Origin of the sequence: Streptomyces sp. HSW2009, assembly GCF_040240285.1 — a bacterium.
GTDB lineage: Bacteria > Actinomycetota > Actinomycetes > Streptomycetales > Streptomycetaceae > Streptomyces.
The window spans coordinates 1-2125 of the sequence record NZ_JBEHZD010000871.1; the positions used below are offsets into that span (position 1 = coordinate 1).

1 protein-coding gene and 1 pseudogene are annotated in these 2125 nt (G+C 77.8%); one reads left to right on the forward strand and one right to left on the reverse strand.

What is annotated here, in order from left to right; genetic code table 11:
- Positions 1-245 (forward strand): annotated as a pseudogene (locus AAHZ94_RS33095) (hypothetical protein); the annotation flags it as partial.
- On the opposite strand, the gene AAHZ94_RS33100 reads toward AAHZ94_RS33095, so the two are convergent.
- Positions 199-2125, reverse strand: a 1927-nt coding sequence (locus AAHZ94_RS33100; protein ID WP_349997401.1) for a KR domain-containing protein, incomplete at its 5' end; no start/stop codon positions are given. The pseudogene AAHZ94_RS33095 and the gene AAHZ94_RS33100 overlap by 47 nt on opposite strands.

Genomic DNA, 2125 nt, shown 5'->3' on the forward strand with positions numbered 1-2125 from the left:
GGGGGGGGGGGGGGGGGGGGGGGGGGGGGGGGGGGGGGGGGGGGGGGGGGGGGGGGGGGGGGGGGGGGGGGCCCCCCGGGGGGGGGGGGGGGGGGGGGGGGGGGGGGGGGGGGGGGTTTCCGTACAGAGCGGTTCCCGTACGGGGGGCGGGTCCTCGTACCGAGCGGGTTGCCGTACGGGACGCGTACGGCCCCGGGGTCAGGCGGCCGGGGTGGGGTGGTCCGGTCGGGCGGGGAGGGTGGTGAGCCAGTCGCGGACGACGGCCGCGGTGGCCGCGGCGTGCTCGCCGATCATCGTGCAGTGGTCGCCCCGTACCTGGGCGCGGTCGTGCGCGTGCGGCCAGGTGGACCGCCAGTCGGGCACGGTCACCGGCTCGTCGGGCGAGCCCGGCACACACTCGTCCGGGCGGACGACCAGGGTGGGCGCACTGCCCCGGGCCGGCTCCCAGCCGCGGAACATCCTGCGGTAGGTGCCGATGGCCGTCAGCGCCGTGTAGTCCAGCGCGGCGAACGCCTGGCGCCGCACGATGACCTCGTAGTTCATGGCCTTGCGCAACGGCAGCGGCATGCTGGCCGGCAGATAGGTGTCCAGGAGTACGACGCCCTGCGGGCCCCTCCCGCGCGCCTCCAACCTGATGCGCACCTCGTGGGCGAGCCAGCCGCTGGAGGAGTAGCCGAGCAGGACGAAGGGCCGGCCGGCGGCGCAGCGCACGGCCGCATCGGTGAGCACGTCGACGAGCACCTCGCGGGATGCGGCCAGTGGTTCGGCGGGCTTGAACCCCGGCACGGTGAGGACCGAGGTGTCGCAGAATCCGTCGAACCCGCCGGCCAGCCTGGCGAATTGCAGGGCGCCCTCGACGGGGGCGAAGGGTGGGAAGCAGATCAGCGCCGGCCGGTCGGGGCCGCCGCGGGCGAGTGTCGCGAAGGGTGTGGTGCCGGCGTACCGGTCCGGGTCGTCGAAGGTCTCCCGCAGGCTCGCCGCCCCGGCCAGCAGGCCCTCCGCGTCCTTCATCTTGCCGAGCAGCGCGAGTTGTCGGTACACCGAGCCGAGCAGCTCCCGCGAGGTGGGGTCGGCGGGCGCGGCGGGCCGGACCGGGTCGGTGGCCTCCGCCAGCGCGCAGGCCAGGTGTTCGGCCAGTTCCTTGGGGGTCTCGTGGTCGTAGACCAGGGTGGCCGCCAGGTGCAGTCCGGTCGCTTCGCCGAGCCGGTTGCGCAGGCCGACCGCGGCCATCGAGTCGAAGCCGAGGTCGCGGAAGGACTGGGCGGGTTCGACCGCGCTCGCCGTGGCGTGGCCGAGTTGGGCCGCGGTCTCGGTGCGGATCAGGGCCAGCAGGCTGGCCTGGCGCTCGGCCGGCTGCTGGTCGGCCAGGTGCCGGCGGAACCGGGCCGGGCCGTCGTCGGCGTCCGCGGCAGGCACCACCACGGGCGCCACCACACCACCGGGCGGCGCGTCATCGGGGCCGGTGGGGGCCGGCAGCAGGGCGCTGATCAGCGGCCGGGGGCGGGCGGCGGTGTAGCGGGCGGCGAACCGCGACCAGTCGACGTCCGCGACGGTCACACAGGTGTGGCCGTCGGCCAGGGCCTGTTGGAGGGCTTCGAGCGCGGTCGCCGGTGCCATCGCCGGCAGGCCGATGCGCTCCAGGTGCCAGGCGGCCGGGCCGGTGGCCATCCCCTCGCCCGCCCACCGCCCCCAGGCGACGGCGGTGGCGGGCAGCCCGCGGTCGCGGCGGCGCTGGGCGAGGGCGTCGAGGTAGGCGTTGGCCGCCGCGTACGCGCCCTGACCGGCGCCGCCCCACACGCCGGCGGCCGAGGAGAAGAGCACGAAGTGCGCCACCTCGTCCGTCGAGAGCAGCGCGTCCAGGGCCAGCGCGCCGGCGGTCTTGGCGCCCAGGGTGGCGGCGACCTCCGCGGGCCCCGTCCTGGCCAGCGGCAACGTACCGGCGACGCCCGCGGTGTGGATCACGGTGTGCGGCTGCCAGCCCCGGGCGCGTACCTCGGCCAGCAGGCCGGCGCCGGCGTCCGGGTCGGCCAGGTCGCAGGCGAGGGTCAGCACCTGCGCGCCGGCGGCCTCCAGGTCGGCCCGCAGCGGTGCGGCGGCCCGCGGCGGGGGGCGGGCGCGCGGGGGG